The organism is Streptomyces sp. NPDC086766, from assembly GCF_044746005.1.
Lineage (GTDB): Bacteria > Actinomycetota > Actinomycetes > Streptomycetales > Streptomycetaceae > Streptomyces.
The window spans coordinates 95,457-114,734 of the sequence record NZ_JBIVBI010000004.1 but is presented as its reverse complement, the minus strand read 5'-3'; the positions used below and the strand labels follow the sequence as shown (position 1 = coordinate 114,734).

The following is a 19,278-nucleotide window of genomic DNA, read 5'->3' as shown; positions in this document are numbered from 1 at the left end:
TGGGCTGTGTCACACACCTTCGAAGAGCTCGTGGAGAAGCAGCGCGCGGCCGGCCAGGCGCATGCCAGGGTCGTCGAGCTGCGGGAGAACTACGGGCCGCCCGCGCACGCGCGATGGACCGGGACGCAGACCGAGACCTACGAGACCGCGTGGCGGGCCTGGCGCGACCTGGCCCGCGACCTGCAGGCCGCGGTGAACGAGTACGCGAGCGTCGAGGGAAGGCCGCGGACCGAGGTCGAGGCGGACGTCGAACGGGCCGCCGGAACCGGCGGCGCCGGACTGGAGCACCCGCCGGACGGCGCGTGACCCGCCCGCGGGCGGGCGCACGGGCGCCGGCCACGGGGGTGCCCGGCGGCCGTGCCCGGTTTCGTCGCGCTCGCCCGGGTTTGACATGCCCGATTCCGGTTACGCGGAGAGCTCAGGGGTACGGCGGTTCGACGCGGAACCACCGGACAGTACCGGACACAGGCAGAAGGAAGATGAGGCGTCGTGACCGCGCGCACCAGTGACAAGCCCGTCATACCGGACTCCGAGACGGGATGGGCGACCGCCCGTCGGCTGCGCAAGAGGAGCGTGCGCACCTGCCTGCCGGCGGTCGAGGACCGCGCCCGGCAGGAGGATCGCAACCGCCCGGAGTGGAACATCGTCCGCGGCGAGGACTGACGCCCGGGGGCGCCGGCCGCGAGGTGCGCGGCAGTACCCGAACATCGGTCCATGAACATCCTCGTCACCGGCGGCGCCGGCTTCATCGGCTCCGCGTACGTCCGTACGCTGCTGGACACCCCCGAGCCCGACGCGCCGCACGTCACCGTGCTGGACAGGCTCACCTACGCCGGGACACCGGCCAACCTCGAACTCGGCCACCCGCGGCTGGAGTTCGTCCACGGCGACATCTGCGACGCCGCTCTCGTCGACAAGCTGACGGCCGCGGCGGACCAGGTGGTGCACTTCGCGGCGGAGTCCCACGTGGACCGCTCCATCGCCGGCGCCGCCGAGTTCGTCCGCACCAACGTGCTGGGCACCGAGACCCTGCTGGACGCGGCCGTGCGCCACGGCGTCGGCCCGTTCGTGCACATCTCCACCGACGAGGTCTACGGCTCCCTCGCGTCCGGCTCCTGGGGGGAGGACAGCCCGCTCGCGCCCAGCTCCCCCTACTCCGCGTCCAAGGCGTCCGCCGACCTGCTCGCCCTGGCCCACCACCGCACCCACGGCCTGGACGTCCGTATCACCCGCTGCTCCAACAACTACGGGCCGCGCCAGTTCCCCGAGAAGATCGTCCCGCTCTTCGTGACCAGCCTCCTCGACGGCGGGACGGTCCCGCTGTACGGCGACGGGCGCAACGTCCGCGACTGGCTGCACGTCGACGACCACTGCCACGGCGTCGAACTCGTCCGCACCCACGGCCGGCCAGGCCGGGTGTACAACATCGGCGGCGGCACGGAACTGAGCAACCGCGAACTCACCGGCCTGCTCCTCGACGCCTGCGGCGCCGGCTGGGACCGGGTCGAGTACGTCGAGGACCGCAAGGGCCACGACCTGCGCTACAGCGTCGACTGGAGCAGGGCCCGCGACGAACTGGGCTACCGTCCGCGCCGCGACTTCACCGCGGGCCTCGCCGAGACCGTCGCCTGGTACCGCGACAACCGGGACTGGTGGGAGCCGCTGAAGCGGCGCGCCGGACTGCACGTGCCGGGCACGGTATGAGGCGTTCGGCCGCCCCCTTCACACCCCGTCAGCCGTGGGTCTTCTCCAGGAGTGCGAGGATTTCCGCTGTCGTGCCCGTCTCGCCCAGCCGCGGGAAGATCCGCTCCACGGTGCCGCGGTGCGCCTCGGCGTCGAGGTCGGTCATGGCGTCGGTGGCCAGGGTGACGTGGTAGCCGTGCTCGTAGGCGGCGCGCGCGGTGGACTCCACGCCGATGCTGGTGGCGATGCCGGTCAGAACGATCTGCGTCACCCCGCGACGGCGGAGCTGCACGTCGAGGTCGGTGCCGTGGAACGCGCCCCAGTTGTGCTTGGTGACGGTGATGTCGCCCGCGTGGCCCGCCAGTTCGGGGACGAGCACGTCCCAGCCGGCCGGACGGGAGCCGCCGCGGGGCGTCTCGGTGCGGCCCGGCGGGACGTCGCCGAAGTCCGCGGCGAAGGAGACCCGGACCAGGACGACGGGCAGGTCGCGGGCACGGAAGGCGTCGGCGAGCTCCACCGTGCGGGCGACCACCTCGGCGCCCGGCAGGGGAGCGGTGGGCGCGCCGACGATGCCGGCCTGGAGGTCGATCACCACGAGGGCGGTACGCGGGTCGAGGGCGGTCAGCGCCATGGGTCAGGCCTTTCGGGGGGTGAGGGTGCGAAGGGAACGGTCGGGCAGGACGCTCACCAGGAGCAGCACCGACCCGGCGAGCATGAACAGCGCCAGACCGTGCAGCCCGGCCGTGTCGGCGCGGTGCGGGAAGAACGCCGCGGCGGCGGCCGAGGCCCCCAGTGCGCCGAGGTACATGAAGGTGCGCAGCAGCCCCGCGGCCGAGGCGATGCGCGCCGGATCCGCCTGCCGGTACAGCGCGTTCTGGTTCGCCAGGCCGATCAGCCCCTGCGGGACGCCCATCACGGCCCCGGCGGCGAGCAGCACCGGGACCGGACTGCGGGCACCGACCAGCAGCAGGGCGAGGCAGGCGGCGATCTGCACGGCCGCGCCGGCGAGCAGCTTGGCCCGCACCGCCTCGCGGCGCCCGGTGAGGACGGAGACGGTGAGCGCGCTCGCCGACAGCGGCAGCAGCACCAGCCCGGCGGTGGACGCGCTCAGCCCGCGCCCCTGCTCCAGCCACTGCGTGTAGCCGTACATGAAGGCGTACGAGGTGGTGTAGCCGAGCAGTTGGCGCACATAGGTGGCCAGCAGCGGCGCCCTGCCGCCCAGCACGCGCAGATCGACGAACGGCTCCGTCGTGCGCAGCTCCCGCGCGGCGAAGGCCCAGGCGGCGACCGCGCAGAGCAGGGGCAGGTACCAGTGCGCCGGCCGCGGCTCCATCAGGAACAGCATCAGCGACACCAGCAGCACCGCGAACAGGGCCATGCCCGGCAGGTCCACCGGACGGCGCGGGCCCGCCGTGCTCCTCTCCCGCGGCAGCCGCAACGCGCCGAGGACCAGACAGGCCGCCGACAGGGGCAGGTTCACGGTGAAGACGGCGCGCCAGCCGGCGGCGCCGATCAGCAGCCCGCCGAGCGCCGGGCCCACCACGGCCACCGTCTGGTTGGCGACGGCGAGCGCGGTCAGCACCCCGGCCGGGCGGTCCCGCCCGGTCCGCTCGGCCTCGCGCCGGGTGAGCTGCATGGACGCCGGAAACGCCGCCGAGGTCCCGAACCCCAGCAGCACCCGCGCGCCGATCAGCGCGCCCAGCGACGGCGCGAGCGCGCCCAGCAGCCCCGCCACCCCGACCAGCGCCGTACCGGCGAGGTAGAGCCGGCGGGGGCCGTACATGTCCACCAGCCGCCCGGCCACCGGCTGGCCCACGGCGGTGGCCAGGTAGAGCGCCGTCACCAGCCAGACGGTCGTGGCCGGGGGAGCGCCGAAGGCGACGCCGATCGGCACGAGCGCCACGGCGATCATCGAGGAGTTGACCGGGTTCAGGACCGAACCCAGGACCATCGGGGCGATCAGCCGGCGGTCGAACCCGGCCGGCGGGGCGGCCCGCCCGGTGCGCCGGCCGCCGGGCACGGTGCCGGTGCGCCTCGGTATCACTGCCGGGTCAGCCGTTCCAGCAGGGCGAACGCCTCGATGAGCGTCCGCCGCTCGTCCTCGGTGTACCGGTCCGCCAGGGCCCGGGCCAGCCACTCCTCGCGCACCTGCCGGTCGTCCTCGATGCGCTCGCGGCCGGACTCGGTCAGGGCGACGAGCTGGCGCCGCCCGTCGGCGGGGTCGGGACTGCGCCGGATGAGCCCGTGCTGTTCGAGCGCCGCGAGGATGGCGGCCATCGACTGCGGACGCACGCCCTCGGCGGAGGCCAGGGCGCTGGCCGTGGCGGCGCCGTGCTTGCCGACCAGGGTCAGCGCCGACACCTGCGACGGGGTGAGGTCCTCGTCCCGCGCCACCTCACGGATCCGGCGCCGCAGCCGGCTGAACACCACCCGCAGATCGCGCGCGGCCCGGGCGGCGGAGGCGGAGATGCCGTCGGGCGCCTCGGCGGGAGCGGGGTCGGGAGCGCGATCCATGCCGCCACGGTAGAACCGTCAGTCGAAACTGTCCAGTTTCAACTGAACAGTTCGGACTGACCATCGCGCCGCTGATCGCTGATCGCTGATCGCTGATCGCTGATCCGCCGCATGCCCGGCAGTACGCTGCCCCCGTGCGACTGCTCCTGATGTCCGACACCCATCTGCCCCGGCGCGCCCGGGAGCTGCCCGCGCCCCTCCTCGCCGAACTGCCCCGCGCCGACGTCGTGTTCCACGCCGGGGACTGGGTCGACGCCGCCACCCTCGACCTGCTGGAGAGCCGCAGCCGCCGGCTGGTCGGCGTGTACGGCAACAACGACGGCCCCGAGCTGCGCGCCCGCCTCCCCGAGGTGGCGTACGCCGAACTGGGCGGTGTGCGGTTCGGCGTGGTCCACGAGACCGGCCCCGCTCAGGGCCGCGAGGCCCGCTGTGCCGCCCGCTTCCCGGACCTCGACGTACTGGTCTTCGGCCACAGCCACATCCCGTGGGACACCACCGCCCCCTCAGGACTGCGCCTGCTCAACCCGGGCTCCCCGACGGACCGCCGCCGCCAGCCGTACTGCACCTACCTGACGGCCACCGTCGCCGACGGCGCCCTGACCGACCTGGAGCTGCACCGGCTGCCGCCGCGCCGGGGCGGGTCCTGATTCCGTTTCGGCACTCCGTGCCCCGGGCACCCGGAACGATCGAACAGCCACGATGCCCGCGGCGCCCATGACGGCCTTCCCGCCCGCCGGGCCGCCGGCATCGAAGCCGAGGAAACCGCTAGGTGGGTGTGAGCCATGCAGCACGACGTATTCATCGGCCAGGTGCAGGCCCGGGCCCGGCTCGACAGCCGAGGCGCGGCCGAACGGGTCACCCGGGCCAGTCTGGAAACCCTGGGGGAGCGGGTGCCGTCCCCCGTCGCCGAGAAGGCCGCGGCCCAGCTCCCGCACGAGATCGGCGAGCATCTGCGCCGGGTGGCCCACGCGCCCGACCACCGGCCCGGCGGCGAGCACATGACCCAGCACGACTTCTTCGCCCGCGTCGCCGAACGCGCCGGCGCCAAGTACCCCAAGGCCATCTTCGAGGCCCGCTGCGTGATCGAGATCGCCAACGAGGCCACGCACGGCGCCTTCGCCCACGACATCCGCCCCTCGCTCGACAGCGACCTCGAACGCATCCTGTTCGAGATCGGCGACCAGCGGAGCTGACGCTCGCGGGCCCGGGAGCGGAACTTCCGGGGCACCCACAGAGAAGGGCGGCCCGTTTCGAGGGGCCGCCCCGGGGTCACTCTTCCCTTTCTCGATCTCTCGAGGAGAGCCGAGCCGCTCCGTGCGTGGAAGCGGCCCGGACGTTGCGAGTGTGCGCTGTCACGGACCTCCTTCCGGGGGAGATGAGCTGCACATGTGCTGCGGAGGCCATGCATGCCTCATCCGTTGCTGCCGCGCGTACCCGTCTCCGCGCACTCCACACCCTCCCTTTCGGTAAACCCCTGGCAAAGTCCGCGCGGGGCGGTTCAGCGGCGCCGGAGCCGCCGTACGCCCGTGATCGCCAGGACCACCAAGGCCACCGCACCGGCCACCACGGCGGCGCGCTTGGCGACGGGCACCCCGGCCGTGCGCAGCAGGTCGAGCGGTTCCGCCTCCGGCGCCGGCTCCGCCGTCCTGCGCCCCGGCTCCGCCGGACCCGGTGCGCCCTCCCCGGCGGCCTCCGCACCGGGCTCCTCCGGCGTCGTCTCGGTGAGCCTGCGCGACAGGCACTGCGCGAACTGGCCCACCAGCCGGTCACCGACCTCCGCCAGCACTCCTCGCCCGAACTGCGCCGGACGGCCGGTCACCGTCAGATCGGTCCGCACCGACACCTTCGTACCGCCGTCCCTCTCCTCCAGCGTGCTCGTCACCGTGGCCCGGGCGGTGCCCGGCCCACGGGTCTCCCGCCCGTTCGCCAGCAGCACGATGCGGCGGCCCGCCTCGTCCTGTTCCTCGAACACGGCGGTCCCCTTGTACGCCACCGTCACCGGGCCGACCTTGACCTTCACCGAGCCGTTCACGGTCTTGCCGTCGTACGACTCCACGGTGGCGCCCGGCAGGCACGGGGCGATGCCTTCGATGTCGAGGAGCGCCCGCCAGGCGTCGTCGACCGGCACGGGGACGGTGAACTCGTGGTGCAGCTCCATGTCTTCCTCCTCGCTCAGGCGGAACCGGCCGCGTGGATGGCTCCGGAGGTCGCGGTCAGCGGCACCCCGCTGCCGCCCCAGCGCAGCGCAACGATCTCGGCCGCGACGGACACGGCCACCTCCTCCGGGGTGCGCGCCCCGAGGTCGAGGCCGAGCGGGGAACGCAGCCGGGCCAGTTCCCGCTCGTCGAGACCTGCCTCGACCAGCCGTTTCCTGCGGTCGTCGTGGGTACGGCGGCTGCCCATCGCCCCGATGTACGCGGCCGGCCGGCGCAGCGCCTCCTCCAGCAGCGGCACGTCGAACTTGGGATCGTGGGTGAGGACGCAGATCACCGTCCGCTCGTCGGTCTCCGTGCCCCGCAGGTACCGGTGCGGCCACTCCGCGACCACCTCGACGCCCTCCGGGAACCGCTTCGGCGTGGCGAACACCGGGCGGGCGTCGCAGACCGTGACCCGGTAGCCGAGGAAGGCGCCGATCCGGGCCACCGCGGCCGCGTAGTCGATCGCGCCGAACACCAGCATCCGCGGCGGCGGGGCGAACGAGTGCAGGAACACGCTGACGGAGTCCTCCCGCCGCTCCCCGTGCGGCCCGTAGTGCCGCAGTCCGGTGGCGCCGAGCGCGAGTTCGCCGCGCGCGTCGGCGGTGACCGCCACGTCCAGTCCGGGGTCGCCGAGCGAGCCCGCCACCGCCTCCGGCCACACGGCGAGGGTCGCCCCGCGCCGCGCGGGCCCGTCGACGACCGTGGCCACGGTCACCGGCTCGCCCGAGCCGACCGAGGCCGCGACCGCGCCGAACGCGGGGTCCGTCTCGGGCGTCACGGGCCGGACCAGCACGGTGATCTCACCGCCGCAGGTGAGCCCGACCGCGAACGCGTCCTCGTCGCTGTAGCCGAAGGTCGCGAGGCGGGCCTCCGACTCGGCCACGACCTCCTGGGCGAGGTCGAAGACCGCCCCCTCCACGCAGCCGCCGGACACACTGCCGACGACCTCGTCGTCCGGTCCCACGGCCATGGCCGCCCCCGGTCCGCGCGGCGCGCTGCGGCTCACCGACACGACGGTGGCCAGACCGAACGGCACACGCGCCGCATACCAGCGCTCCAGCACCGGAAGAAGATCACGCACGCTCCGCTCCTCTCCTCTCCCACGGCACGCGGTGCCCGGCCGCCCCTTCGCTGCGGGCGGTCCCCGCCTGGCTCCCTGCTCCGGCGTTCGTCGCCTGGTTCCCGGCGCCTCTGCCGGGCGGGGCTTCGCTGCGGATGGTCCCCGCCTGGCTTCCGGCTCCCCTGCCTAGGGAGGCCTCGCTGCCCGCGGTCCCCGCTCCTGCGGTCCCCGCCTCGCCCTCCGCTCCGGTGACCGTGACCGGGGCGTCGCCGCGCACCAGCGCCGCCAGGTGCTCCAGCGCGGCCAGACTGTGTCCCTCCACGAAGGCGTCCACGCTCGGCAGGGCCGCCGCCATCCCGGCGGCGAGCGGTGCGTAACCGGGCCGGGCCTTGCGGGGGTTGGCCCAGATCACCCGGTGTGCCAGCCGGTGCAGCCGCCGCATCTGGGCGGCGAGCAGCTCGGGGTCGCCGCGCTCCCAGCCGTCGGACAGCAGCACCACGACCGCGCCGCGCGCCATGCCCCGCTGTCCCCAGCGGTCGAGGAACTCCCGTAGCAGCTCCCCGAGTCGGGTGCCCCCGCGCCAGTCCGGCACCGCCTCGGCGACCGCGGCCATCGCCAGGTCCGGGTCACGGTGCGAGAGCTCCCGCGTCACCCGGGTCAGCCGCGTGCCGATGGTGAACACCTCCGCCCGGCCGCCCCGGGCGGCCGCGTGCGCGAACCGCAGCAACGCGTCCGCGTACGGTGCCATGGAGCCGCTGATGTCGACGAGCAGCACCACCCGGCGCGGCCGTTCGGCCCGTGCCCGCCGCCGCAGCCGCGCCGGCTCACCGCCGCGCCGCAGCAACTCCCGCACGGTGCGATGCGGGTCGACGCCGCCGCGCCGGGCCGGGCGCCGCCGCGCGGTGCGCCGCGGCCGCCCGCGCAGCGCGAAAGCGGCGAGCAGCCGCCGCACCTGTGCGCGCTCGGCCTCGTCGAGGCCGGCCACGTCCCGGTGCCGCAGCACCTCCGCGGTGCCGGCCAGCGTCGCGGTGGGCGGGCCCTGCCGGGTTCCGTCGGGCGGTCCGGTACGGGCTCCGGCGGGAGCGTCCCGCAGCACCGGCCGCAGCCGGGGCGGGGGAGCGGAGCGCGGGGCCCGGGCCGTGGCCTCGCCGGGGCCGAAGTACGCGGCGAACACCCGCTCGTACCGCTCCAGGTCGTCCCGGTCGCCGCAGAGCGTCAGCCGGCCCGCCCAGTACACGTCCGCCCGTGCCCCGGGCCCCAGGACGTCCACCGCCCGCAGGAAGGCGTGCACCCGCTCGGCGCTCGCCGCCACACCGGCCGCCCGCAGCGCCCGCGCGAACCCGAGCAGCGCGGCGTCCGCTCCGGGCGGCCCCGCCGTCCCGCCGTCCGGCCGGAAGCCCCCGTACCCCCGGCCGCCGGGCGTGGGCCCCGCCGGTACGGCGCGTTCGCGGTCGGCGGCCGGCACGGTCGTCACGCTCCCCGGGCCGCGAGGACCGCGGTGAAGTCCAGGGTGCGCGCCCGTTCCGCGTCCTCGCGGTACTTCAGGACCGAGCCCAGGGTGGCGACCGCCAGTTCCGCGTCCACCTCGTCCGCGCCGAGCGCGTCCAGGGCGCGGGCCCAGTCGATCGTCTCGGCCACGCCCGGTGGCTTGACCAGGTCCTCGGCGCGCAGAGCCTGCACCAGCGCCGTCACCTGTTCCGCCAGCCGCGCGGACACCTCCGGCAACCGCCGCCGTACGATGGCGAGTTCGCGGGCGAAGCCGGGGTGGTCGAACCAGTGGTAGAGGCAGCGCCGCTTCAGCGCGTCGTGCACCTCACGGGTCCGGTTCGACGTCAGGACGACCACCGGCGGCACCTCGGCCCGCAGCGTGCCCAGCTCCGGAATGGTCACCTGGAACTCCGAGAGCACCTCCAGCAGGAACGCCTCGAACTCGTCGTCCGCGCGGTCGATCTCGTCGACGAGCAGCACCGACGGCTGCGTCTGCAACGCCCGCAGCAGCGGCCGCGCCACCAGGAACCGCCGGTCGTACAGCTCCCGTTCGAGGCGGTCGGCGTCCTTGACCCCGGCCGCCTCGGCGGCCCGCAGATGCAGCAGCTGACGGGGGAAGTCCCAGTCGTACAGCGCCTGCGAGGCGTCGATGCCCTCGTGGCACTGGAGCCGGATCAGCGGGGCGTGCAGGGCCTCGGCGAGGGCGGACGCGAGCGCGGTCTTGCCGACGCCCGCGTCGCCCTCGCAGAAGATCGGCCGGTGCAGCCGCAACGCCAGGAAGCAGGCGATCGCCAGCCCCTCGTCGACGAGGTACCCCGTCTCCTCCAGGCGGGCCCGCACCTGCTCCGGGCTGTCCATGGGCACGATCGGCGCTCACCCCATTCCGGCTGCGGCCAGCACGGCCCGCCTGGTCAGCACCCGCGCGAGATGCGCCCGGTACTCCGGCGAGGCCGAGGCGTCCCGCGACGGCCGGGTGCCCTCGGCCGCGGACTCCGCCGCCCGCGCCACGGCCCCGGGATCGCCGGCACCGGCCAGCGCGTCCTCGGCCGCGGCGGCCCGCAGCGGGGTCGCCCCCATGTTGGTCAGCCCCAGGCGCGCCTCCGCGACGCGCCCGTTCTCGCGCCGCACCAGCGCGGCCACGCCGACGATCGCCCAGGACTGGGCCACCCGGTGGAACTTCTCGTAGTGGAAGCCCCAGCCGTCCGTCTTCGGCACCCGCACCTCCACGAGGAGTTCGTCCGGCGCCAGCGCGGACTGGAGGTAGTCGACGAAGAACTCGCGCGCCGGGATCGTGCGCCGTCCGCCCGGCCCGACGGCGACCAGTTCGCCGTCCAGGGCCAGCAGCACCGCGGGCAGGTCCCCGGCGGGATCGGCGTGCGCGAGGGAGCCGCCGAGGGTTCCCCGGTGCCGTACGGCCGGATCGGCCACCGTCCCGGTCGCCGACGCCAGCAGCCCCGCGTACCGCCGCACCAGCGGGTCGCGCACCACGTCGTGGTGGGTGGTCAGCGCCCCGACGACGAGCGTGCCGCCCTCTTCGCGGACACCGCGCAGCTCCGGGATCCGCCCCACGTCGACGACGAGTTCCGGGAAGGCCAGCCGCAGCCTGAGCAGCGGCAGCAGGCTCTGCCCGCCGGCCAGCACCTTCGCCTCCTCGCCCGCGCCGGCGAGCGCGCGCACCGCCTCGTCGACGGTCGCCGGCCGGGTGTAGTCGAATGCCGGAGGAATCATGCCGAGGTCTCCTTCCGCGCCGAGCGCACCGCCTCCCACACCCGTTCGGGCGTGCAGGGCATCCGGACGTCGCGGACCCCCAGCGGACGCAGCGCGTCCACGACCGCGTTGACCACGGCCGGCGTCGAGGCGATCGTGCCCGCCTCGCCGACCCCCTTGGCCCCCAGCGGGTTGGAGACGGCGGGCGTCTCCGTCCGGTCCGTCACGAAGTCGGGCAGGTCCGGCGCCGCCGGCACGAGGTAGTCGGCCATCGAACCGGACACCAGGTTGCCCTCGTCGTCGTACACGGCCTCCTCGTACAGCGCCTGCGCGATGCCCTGGGCGAGCCCGCCGTGCACCTGGCCCTCCACGATCAGCGGGTTGATCACCCGGCCGACGTCGTCGACGCAGACGTAGGACCGGATCCGGGTGAAGCCGGTCTCGGTGTCCACCTCGACCGCGCACAGGTGGGTGCCGTGCGGATAGGAGAAGTTCTCCGGGTCGAGCAGGTACTCCGCGTTGATGGTGGGCTCCATGCCCTCGGGCACGTCGTGCGAGAGGAAGGTCTCGAAGGCGACCTCCTGGATGGTCTTGCGCGCCTCGGGCGATCCCTTGACGGAGAACACGCCGTGCGCGAAGTCCAGGTCGTCCTCGCTCGCCTCGAGCAGGTGCGCGGCGACCCGGCGCGCCTTCTCCACCACCTTCTCCGCCGCCCGGTGCACGGCCGCCCCGCCGACGACCAGCGACCGCGAGCCGTAGGTGTCCATGCCCTGCGGCGCGGTCAGCGTGTCGCCGTGCACCACCTCGACGTCGTCGAACGGCACGCCGAGCACGTCGGACGCGATCTGGCTCCAGCAGGTCACATGGCCCTGGCCGTGCGGGCTGGTGCCGGTGACCACCTCGACCTTGCCGGTCGGCAGCATCCGGATGCTCGCCGCCTCCCAACCGCCCGCCGCGTACCTGAGGTCCCGCAGCACCCGGCTCGGCGCCAGGCCGCACATCTCCGTGAACGTCGACACGCCGATGCCGAGCCGGACCCGGTCGCCCCGTTCGTTCCGCTTGCGCTGTTCGGCGCGGAGGTCGTCGTAGCCGAACAGGGCGAGGGCCTTGTCGGTCGCCGCCGCGTAGTCGCCGCTGTCGTAGGTGAGGCCCGCGACCGTGGTGTACGGGAACTCCTCGTGCCCGATCCAGTTCCGGCGGCGCAGCTCCACGGGGTCCAGGCCGAGCTCGGCCGCCAGCTCGTCCATGATCCGTTCGATCGCGAACGTCGCCTCCGGGCGTCCGGCGCCGCGGTAGGCGTCGGTGGGGGTCCGGGTGGTGAACACGCCGGTGCAGGTGAAGTCGTAGGCGTCCATCTTGTAGATGCCCGGGTACATGAACGCGCCCAGGATCGGGATGCCGGGGGTGACCAGCATCAGGTAGGCGCCCATGTCGGCCAGCAGGTCCACCTTGAGGCCGAGGAGCCGGCCGTCCCGGGTGGCGGCCACCTCGACGTCCTGGATCATGCCGCGGCCGTGATGGGTCGCCAGGTAGCCCTCGGAGCGGGACTCGGTCCACTTCACCGGCCGGCCCAGCCGCCGCGCGACGGCGACGGCGATCGCCTCCTCGCCGTACACCTGGAGCTTGGAGCCGAATCCGCCGCCCACGTCCGGGGCGACCACGCGGAGCTTGTGCTCGGGGACGCCGGTGACGGCGGAGAGCATGATCCGCAGGATGTGCGGGATCTGGGTCGCCGAGTACACCGTGTACTCGCCCGAGGCGGAGAGCGGGGTGACGACGACGGCGCGGGGCTCCATCGCGTTGGGGATCAGGCGCTGCTGGTGGAAGCGGCGCCGGACGACGACGTCGGCGCGCTCCCTCACCGCCGCGTAGTCCTCGCCCGTCTTCAGCGGCCACACGTAGCAGCGGTTGGTGCCCTGGTCGGCGTGGACCAGGGGGGCGTCGTCGGCGAGCGCTGCCTCCAGGTCCAGGACCGGGGGCAGCGGCTCGTAGTCGACCTCGATCGCCTCCAGCGCGTCGGCCGCCGCGTACCGGTCGCGGGCCACCACGACCGCGACCGGGTCACCGGCGTGGCGCACCTCGTCGAGTGCGATCGGCGGGTGGTCCGGCAGCACGATGTCCTCGGTGACGGGCCAGCCGCAGGGCAGTGAGGCGAGGCCGTCGGCGAGGTCGCGTCCGCTGAAGGCGGCCACCACGCCGGGGCGTTCGAGCGCGGGGGAGACGTCGACGCGCTCGATACGGGCGTGCGCCATGGGGCTGCGGAGGACGGCGAGGTGCAGCAGCCCGGTGACGGTGATGTTGTCGGTCCAGTTGGTCTGCCCGGTGATGAGACGGGCGTCCTCCTTGCGGAGCCGGGACCGGCCCACCTCGCGTCCGACGGCCTGGTCGGTCATGCCGTGACCTCCTCGGACGGCGCGGCGGCGGCCTTCGGGGCGGCGCCGTTCTCCTCGGCGGCGGCGAGCACCGCGCGGACGATGTTCTGGTAGCCGGTGCAGCGGCACAGATTGCCCTCGAGCGCCTGGCGCACCTCGTCCGAGGTGGGGTGGGGGTTCTCGCGCAGCAGATCGCGCGCGGCCATGATCATCCCGGGGGTGCAGTACCCGCACTGCAGGGCGTGCCGCTCGTGGAAGGCTCGCTGCAACGGCGTCCACTCGCCGTCCCGGGCCAGCCCCTGGACGGTGGTCACCTCGCCGCCGTCCGCCTGTACGGCCAGCACCGAGCAGCTCTTGACGGTCGCGCCGTCCAGCTCGACGGTGCACGTCCCGCAGCTGGAGGTGTCGCAGCCGATCGGCGTGCCGGTCAGGCCGAGGCGGTCGCGCAGGTAGTGGACCAGGAGGAGGCGGGGTTCCACGTCGTCCTCGTAGGCCGTGCCGTCCACCTTCACCGAGATACGGGTCATGTGCCCTCCCTGAGACCGTGCGGGCAGAAGTGAGGGATATCAGCTACGTTGCGTGATGCAAGTCACTCTATGGCCGCTCCCGAGGGGCGGCGAGTGCTGTGACCCGCTTTTGTTGAGCGTTGATCCATCGCCGTCGGCGCCCGGCTCGCCCCGCCTCTGCGCCCCGCCGCGCTCCCCGTGACCGGGTTTCCCCGGCGGTCGTCCCGCCGTCGGCCCTCCGGGTGCCGCCGGCCGCCCGGGCACGGTCCCCGAGCGGCCGAGCGCCGATCTCAGCCGGAGGACGGGCCCGTCCAGTCCGACCGCACATGCCCCAGCCGCACGCGTTGCGGATGGTCGCCGACCGCCACGGACGTGACCTTCCGCCCGGTCGCGAAGTCCACGGCCGTGACCCGGTCGGCGCCGCTCTCGGAGACGACGCAGTCCCTGCCGTCGCCGCTGACCGTGGCCCAGTAGGGCTTGGACGCGGGGACGAGCGGGCCCTCCTGGAGGGTGGCCCGGTCGACCACCGTGGCGTAGTCGTCCATGGTGCCCGCGACACACAGCTTCGTGCCCGCGGGGTTCATCGAGAGGCCGTGGTGGCGCGAGTCGTTGACCCAGGTGGTGCGGTCCTCGCCGGTCGCCGGGTTCTTCGGCAGGGTCTTCAGCCGCGTGATCCGGTCGCCGGCGACGTCGTACTCCAGGAAGCCGTTGAAGAACGAGACCTGGAAGTAGAGCTTGGACTCGTCGGGGGAGAAGACCGCGGGGCGCACCGCGTCGGAGAAGTCCCCGAGGCCGAAGGCGTCCAGCCGTTCCCGCATGTCGATGGTCCTGACCCGCTGGTACGTCGTCGCGTCCACGACCGTGATGTGCCGGTCGCCCTTGGTCCAGTCCCAGGCCGGGTCGTCGAGGGCGGTGTCGACGTCCCCGATGGACATGTTCCAGATGTACTTGCCGTCCCTGGTGAAGATGTTCTCGTGCGGCTTGTCGCCGGTCGCGAACGAGCCGAGCCGCCTGCCGGTGTCGATGTCCAGCACGTGCACGGTGTTCGCGGTGGAGGCGGAGACCGCGACGCGGGTGCCGTCGGGGGAGACGGCCATGTGGTCCGCGCGGTAACCGGACACCGCGAAACGCCAGTTGATCCGTCCCGTGGCCAGGTCGATCGAGACCACGTCGGCGAAGCTCGGCCGGGAGACCACCACGGACGTCCCGTCCGGAGTGGAGTACATGTCGTCCACGAACTGGTCGTGTCCCTCGCCGACGCTGTTGCGGATGCCCAGGAAGTAGATCCACTTGATCGGGTCGGCGTGGATCTCCGCCATGCGCGCGTCCTTGTCGGGGACGACGTCGATCCGGCCGACCTTCGCGAAGTCGCCGGTGGACCTGATGACGTCCGCCGTGCCGTCCCAGTTGTTGCCGACGAACAGCACCTCGCGCAGGGCGGCGGAGCCGCTCGCGGTATCGGCGGCGGGAGTGGCCGTGGTGGTCGTGGCGATGGCGGCGGTCGCGGGGGCGGCGACGGTCAGGGCGAGGGCGGCGGCCACGGAGCAAAGGTGCCTGGGTCTGAAGGCAGGCATGACTGCTCTCTCCTCTGTGAGGGGGGTCCCCGCGCGGGCGTCGTGCGGACAGGCCCGCGCGAGCCGGGAAGTCTGAACACGCGTGCTTTCACAGTGAACTTACTGCAAAGTAAGGAAGGGGCCGCCTTCTCCACAAGACTGCGTACACGACAAAATTGGCCCTCGGGTGGCGGAAGGAGGGGACGTGACGGGCAGACTGAGGGCGCCGACCGGCCGCTACGGCGGCAAGTCCGCCGCCGAGCGACAGGCCGAGCGACGGCAGCGCTTCCTCGCCGCCGCGCTGCGGCTGTTCGGGGACGCCCCCGGCTTCCGCTCCACCACCGTCGCGGCCCTCAGCGAGGCCGCCGGGCTGTCCACCCGTCAGTTCTACGAGGAGTTCCGCACCCTGGAGGACGTCCTCGCCGCCCTCCACCTCCAGGTCAACGACTGGGCCGAGCAGGCCGTCCTGGACGCGCTCGCCGGCGCCGGGGACCTGTCGCTGCCCGAACGGGTCGCCGTCCTCTTCCACGCCTACGCCGCGAGCGTCACCGCCGACCCGCGCCGGATCCGCATCACCTTCGTCGAGATCATCGGCGTCAGCCCGCGCCTGGAGGAACAGCGCCTGGCCCGCCGGTCCCGCTGGGTGGACCTCATCTGCGCCGAGGCGCGGGCCGCCGCCGCCCGGGGGGACGCCGCGCCGCGTGACTACCGCCTCGCCGCCACGGCCTTCATCGGCAGCGTCAACGGCCTGCTCCACGACTGGAGCGCCGGGTGGGTGGACGCGACCCTGGACGAGGTCGTCGACGAGCTCGTCCGGCAACTGCTGGGCATCCTGAGACCGGCGGACCGGGGCGTGCCCGGGGCGTAGCGGGAGGCCGCCGCCCGCCCGGCCCGGACGGGTCCTGGCCCGCGAGCCGCTCGAGCGCCGTCACGACCGGGGGTGACGCCGTCGACCGCGTGAATGAGGGCGCCCAGGGAGCCGGCCCGCTCGCGGTGGACGGGGTCGTGGGTGGTCCGGGCGAGAGCCTCGGCCCGCATCCCGGCGGTCAGGCCGCCCGGCGGGACCGCACACGGTGCCGCGCCTAGGCCGACGGGTCGGTCCGGCCAGAACCTCTCGTCGATCCGGACCGGCACCGGCACGGCGGCCACCCCGGAGCGACCCGGCCGGGCCGGCGGCCTCCACCCGCGCCGCGAGAGCGGCCGGTGTCATCCCGGCCCGCCGGGCCGGACGCGCCTGCGGACCGGGCTCGTCCGAGGCGCGGACTCGCCCACGGACCGGGCGCGCCCGGGGCCGGGACGCCGGTGGTGCGGCTCACCTGCGCCGGGTGTGCCGCGCCGGCAGGGGCCGTGGGACGTGTCGTCGCCCAAGGCGCGGGCGCGGCCGTGCCCCGCGGAGCGCGGAGCGCAGCACGGTGGCGGAGACCAGTCGCCGGGCCGCCGAGGCCCGGCGCGGCCGCCGGAGCGCCCGGCGCGGCCGGCCCAGCGCCGCCCGGGCCGAGAAGGTCAGGGTCAGCCGGGAACCGACCTGGAACCTCGCCGCTCTGCCCCCTATTCGTCCCACGCCTGGATCATGATCTGCTCGGCGATCTTGCCGTCGCGCAGCGAGATCATGGACTCGGCGAGGACACGGACCCCGTCCGCGTACTCGCAGGACTCGACGTACGCGGCCCGGTCGCCCTGGACGACGCACTGTTCGAGCCTGTGCGTCATGTCGCGGCCGTAGACGTCGTCGAGCATCGCCCCGATCTCCTCGCGGCCGTGCAGGATCTTGGGGTGACTGGGCTGGGCGCCGTGGTCCACGATGCGCATCTCCGCGTCGTCCGCGTAGAGCGACAGCAGCGTGGACGCCGTCTGTCCTTCGATGCCCCGGCGCAGTGTCTCGGTGTCGAAGGCGGGGTTTGCCGTTGCCATGCTGACCTCCTACGAGGGCGCGGCCCGGCGGGCGGCGGGCCGCGGCGCGCCTCACCTTCGAGGCTCCTCCGCCCCGGCGGGCCCGGCAAGCGCAACCGGGCCGCTCGGCCCGACGGGTGGGCGGGTGCGCGTGCCCGCGTCCGGACGGGTCCTCGCCGTCGTCGTCGGCTGCGGCCCTACGTCGCGGGGCAGGACCAGGTCCCCACGGTGCTGGAGCAGTTGTCCGCTCGCCCCCCGTCCGTGCCCGTCCCGCCCCGCGGCCGTTCCCCCCGGCCCTCCCACCGCGCCCGTTCCGCCCGCCCCGCGCCACACCCCCGGCCCCCGAGGTCTTCCACCCCGTTATGGATCAGTTACGCGTAGGGTCGGAGGGACGGACACCGGTCGACGGAAGGACCACCACCATGGCGCAGGAAGTGCGCGGCGTGATCGCACCCGGGAAGAACGAGCCCGTGCGGGTCGAGACGATCGTCGTGCCGGACCCGGGACCCGGCGAGGCCGTGGTCCGTGTCCAGGCCTGCGGCGTCTGCCACACCGACCTGCACTACAAGCAGGGGGGCATCAACGACGAGTTCCCCTTCCTGCTCGGCCACGAGGCCGCCGGCGTGGTCGAGTCGGTGGGCGAGGGCGTCGACGAGGTCGCACCCGGTGACTTCGTGATCCTCAACTGGCGTGCCGTGTGCGGGAAGTGCCGCGCCTGTCTGCGCGGGCGGCCCTGGTACTGCTTCGACACCCACAACGCCCGGCAGAAGATGACCCTGACCGACGGCACCGAACTCTCCCCGGCCCTCGGCATCGGCGCCTTCGCGGAGAAGACGCTCGTCGCGGCCGGCCAGTGCACCAAGGTCGACCCGGCGGTCTCCCCGGCCGTGGCCGGGCTGCTCGGCTGCGGTGTCATGGCCGGCATCGGCGCCGCGATCAACACCGGGAACGTGGGCCGCGGCGACTCGGTCGCCGTCATCGGCTGCGGCGGCGTCGGCGACGCGGCCGTCGCGGGGGCCCACCTGGCCGGTGCCGCGAAGGTCATCGCGGTCGACATCGACGACCGCAAGCTGCAGACCGCCCGCACGATGGGCGCCACCCACACCGTCAACTCCCGCGAGAACGACCCGGTCGAGGCGATCCGCGAGCTGACCGGCGGCTTCGGCGCCGACGTCGTCATCGACGCCGTCGGCCGCCCGGAGACGTACCAGCAGGCGTTCTACGCCCGCGACCTGGCCGGCACCGTCGTCCTGGTCGGCGTGCCCACCCCGGAGATGAAGCTGGAGATGCCCCTGCTGGACTTCTTCGGCCGGGGTGGCGCGCTGAAGTCCTCCTGGTACGGCGACTGCCTGCCCTCCCGGGACTTCCCGATGCTGGTCGACCTGCACCTGCAAGGGCGCCTGCCGCTGGACAAGTTCGTCAGCGAGACCATCCAGCTCGACGAGGTGGAGAAGGCCTTCGAGCGGATGCACCACGGCGACGTGCTGCGCTCGGTGGTGGTGTTCTGATGACCACCCGCATCGAACGCCTCGTCACCTCCGGCCAGTTCACCCTGGACGGCGGCACCTGGGACGTGGACAACAACGTCTGGATCGTCGGCGACGACCACGAGGCGGTCGTCATCGACGCCGCCCACGACGCCGAGGCCATCGCGGCGGCCGTCGGCGACCGGCGGCTGACCGCCATCGTGTGCACCCACGCCCACAACGACCACGTCAACGCCGCGCCCGCGCTCGCCGACCTGACCGGCGCGACGATCTGGCTGCACCCCGACGACCTGGGCCTGTGGAAGATGACCCACCCCGACCGGGACCCCGACGAGCATCTGGCCGACGGCCAGGTGATCGAGGCGGCGGGCGCCGACCTGACCGTCATCCACACCCCCGGCCACGCGCCGGGCGCGGTCTGCCTGTACGACCCTGGGCTCGCCACCGTCTTCACCGGCGACACCCTCTTCCAGGGCGGCCCGGGCGCCACCGGACGCTCCTACTCCCACTTCCCGACGATCATCGACTCGATCCGCGACCGCCTCCTGACGCTGCCGCCCGAGACGAAGGTCCTCACCGGCCACGGCGACTCGACCACGATCGGCGCGGAGGCCCCGCACCTGGAGGAGTGGATCGCCCGCGGACACTGACTCCCGGCTGACGCGGCCGACCCGGCGCCGGAAAGGGCGACGGCGGATGTCCGGCTTCCACGGCACCCTCGATGACGACGTCGACGCGATGACGCCGTCGACGGGAGAGCGGGGGAGGCCGGACATGCCGGCACCGCTGGAAGCCAAGGTCGCGCCGGTCGGGACGCGAC

20 protein-coding genes are annotated in these 19,278 nt (G+C 74.0%); 8 read left to right on the top strand and 12 right to left on the bottom strand.

All coding sequences use genetic code 11. The features are described from left to right. The first annotated feature begins 6 nt into the window (after nt 1-6). The 3 genes from ACIPM1_RS08990 (at nt 7) to rfbB (ending at nt 1,704) form a co-directional block, all read left to right on the top strand. Nucleotides 7-306 carry a hypothetical protein gene (locus tag ACIPM1_RS08990; RefSeq protein WP_356182176.1) on the top strand — a complete coding sequence of 100 codons (300 nt, stop codon included), beginning with the start codon at nt 7-9 and terminating at the stop codon, nt 304-306. Nucleotides 307-489: 183 nt separating this feature from the next. Next, nucleotides 490-663, top strand: coding sequence for a hypothetical protein (locus ACIPM1_RS08985; protein WP_402430990.1), 174 nt, complete (start codon nt 490-492; stop codon nt 661-663). 51 nt (nt 664-714) lie between these two features. Next, complete coding sequence (rfbB, locus tag ACIPM1_RS08980) at nt 715-1,704, top strand: dTDP-glucose 4,6-dehydratase (protein WP_402430987.1); 990 nt, start codon at nt 715-717, stop codon at nt 1,702-1,704. A gap of 28 nt (nt 1,705-1,732) precedes the next feature. Here rfbB and ACIPM1_RS08975 read toward each other — a convergent pair whose 3' ends face one another. From ACIPM1_RS08975 to ACIPM1_RS08965, 3 genes are read right to left on the bottom strand one after another with little or no spacing between them, the layout of a single operon-like run. Then, entirely contained in the window at nt 1,733-2,314 is a 582-nt protein-coding gene (locus ACIPM1_RS08975; RefSeq protein WP_402430984.1) for an isochorismatase family protein, read from the bottom strand. A 3-nt stretch (nt 2,315-2,317) separates the two neighbouring features. Further along, nucleotides 2,318-3,727, bottom strand: coding sequence for an MFS transporter (locus ACIPM1_RS08970; protein WP_402430981.1), 1,410 nt, complete (start codon nt 3,725-3,727; stop codon nt 2,318-2,320). Further along, entirely contained in the window at nt 3,724-4,197 is a 474-nt protein-coding gene (locus ACIPM1_RS08965; protein WP_402430978.1) for a MarR family winged helix-turn-helix transcriptional regulator, read from the bottom strand. Before ACIPM1_RS08965 ends, ACIPM1_RS08970 begins: the two co-directional genes overlap by 4 nt. A 134-nt stretch (nt 4,198-4,331) precedes the next feature. Here ACIPM1_RS08965 and ACIPM1_RS08960 point away from each other — a divergent pair, with 134 nt between their 5' ends. Both ACIPM1_RS08960 and ACIPM1_RS08955 read left to right on the top strand, forming a co-directional pair. Continuing rightward, entirely contained in the window at nt 4,332-4,844 is a 513-nt protein-coding gene (locus ACIPM1_RS08960) for a metallophosphoesterase family protein (protein WP_402430975.1), read from the top strand. 135 nt (nt 4,845-4,979) lie between these two features. After that, nucleotides 4,980-5,390 (top strand): DUF2267 domain-containing protein, encoded by a 411-nt coding sequence (locus ACIPM1_RS08955; protein WP_356182194.1) that lies wholly within the window; start codon nt 4,980-4,982, stop codon nt 5,388-5,390. Between the two features lie 305 nt (nt 5,391-5,695). On the opposite strand, the gene ACIPM1_RS08950 is transcribed toward ACIPM1_RS08955, so the two are convergent. The 8 genes from ACIPM1_RS08950 to ACIPM1_RS08915 form a co-directional block, all read right to left on the bottom strand. Further along, complete coding sequence (locus ACIPM1_RS08950; protein WP_402430972.1) at nt 5,696-6,355, bottom strand: SRPBCC family protein; 660 nt, start codon at nt 6,353-6,355, stop codon at nt 5,696-5,698. A 14-nt stretch (nt 6,356-6,369) separates the two neighbouring features. Further along, complete coding sequence (locus ACIPM1_RS08945) at nt 6,370-7,476, bottom strand: XdhC family protein (protein WP_402430969.1); 1,107 nt, start codon at nt 7,474-7,476, stop codon at nt 6,370-6,372. Continuing rightward, entirely contained in the window at nt 7,469-8,929 is a 1,461-nt protein-coding gene (locus ACIPM1_RS08940; RefSeq protein ID WP_402430966.1) for a VWA domain-containing protein, read from the bottom strand. Before ACIPM1_RS08940 ends, ACIPM1_RS08945 begins: the two co-directional genes overlap by 8 nt. After that, a complete protein-coding gene (locus ACIPM1_RS08935) occupies nt 8,926-9,801 on the bottom strand; it encodes a MoxR family ATPase (RefSeq protein ID WP_356195592.1) in 876 nt (291 codons plus the stop codon). Before ACIPM1_RS08935 ends, ACIPM1_RS08940 begins: the two co-directional genes overlap by 4 nt. Before the next feature lie 15 nt (nt 9,802-9,816). Continuing rightward, entirely contained in the window at nt 9,817-10,671 is an 855-nt protein-coding gene (locus tag ACIPM1_RS08930) for a xanthine dehydrogenase family protein subunit M (RefSeq protein ID WP_356195594.1), read from the bottom strand. Next, on the bottom strand, nt 10,668-13,043 hold the full coding sequence (locus tag ACIPM1_RS08925) for a xanthine dehydrogenase family protein molybdopterin-binding subunit (protein WP_402430963.1): 2,376 nt from the start codon (nt 13,041-13,043) through the stop codon (nt 10,668-10,670). Before ACIPM1_RS08925 ends, ACIPM1_RS08930 begins: the two co-directional genes overlap by 4 nt. Continuing rightward, nucleotides 13,040-13,549 (bottom strand): (2Fe-2S)-binding protein, encoded by a 510-nt coding sequence (locus tag ACIPM1_RS08920; protein ID WP_356195596.1) that lies wholly within the window; start codon nt 13,547-13,549, stop codon nt 13,040-13,042. The genes ACIPM1_RS08925 and ACIPM1_RS08920 overlap by 4 nt, the downstream gene beginning before the upstream one ends. Nucleotides 13,550-13,818: 269 nt before the next feature. Further along, entirely contained in the window at nt 13,819-15,102 is a 1,284-nt protein-coding gene (locus ACIPM1_RS08915) for a YncE family protein (RefSeq protein ID WP_402430960.1), read from the bottom strand. Between the two features lie 184 nt (nt 15,103-15,286). Here ACIPM1_RS08915 and ACIPM1_RS08910 point away from each other — a divergent pair, with 184 nt between their 5' ends. Continuing rightward, the gene (locus ACIPM1_RS08910) at nt 15,287-15,949 is read left to right on the top strand and encodes a TetR/AcrR family transcriptional regulator (protein ID WP_402430957.1); all 663 of its coding nucleotides are present in this window, start codon (nt 15,287-15,289) and stop codon (nt 15,947-15,949) included. Nucleotides 15,950-16,629: 680 nt separating this feature from the next. Here ACIPM1_RS08910 and ACIPM1_RS08905 read toward each other — a convergent pair. Beyond that, nucleotides 16,630-16,992, bottom strand: a complete 363-nt coding sequence (locus ACIPM1_RS08905; protein WP_402430954.1) for a nuclear transport factor 2 family protein — start codon at nt 16,990-16,992, stop codon at nt 16,630-16,632. Between the two features lie 401 nt (nt 16,993-17,393). Between ACIPM1_RS08905 and ACIPM1_RS08900 the strand changes: the two genes are divergently transcribed. After that, nucleotides 17,394-18,479 carry an S-(hydroxymethyl)mycothiol dehydrogenase gene (locus tag ACIPM1_RS08900; RefSeq protein ID WP_402430951.1) on the top strand — a complete coding sequence of 362 codons (1,086 nt, stop codon included), beginning with the start codon at nt 17,394-17,396 and terminating at the stop codon, nt 18,477-18,479. Continuing rightward, complete coding sequence (locus ACIPM1_RS08895) at nt 18,479-19,108, top strand: MBL fold metallo-hydrolase (RefSeq protein ID WP_402430948.1); 630 nt, start codon at nt 18,479-18,481, stop codon at nt 19,106-19,108. The genes ACIPM1_RS08900 and ACIPM1_RS08895 overlap by 1 nt, the downstream gene beginning before the upstream one ends. Nucleotides 19,109-19,278: the final 170 nt, after the last annotated feature.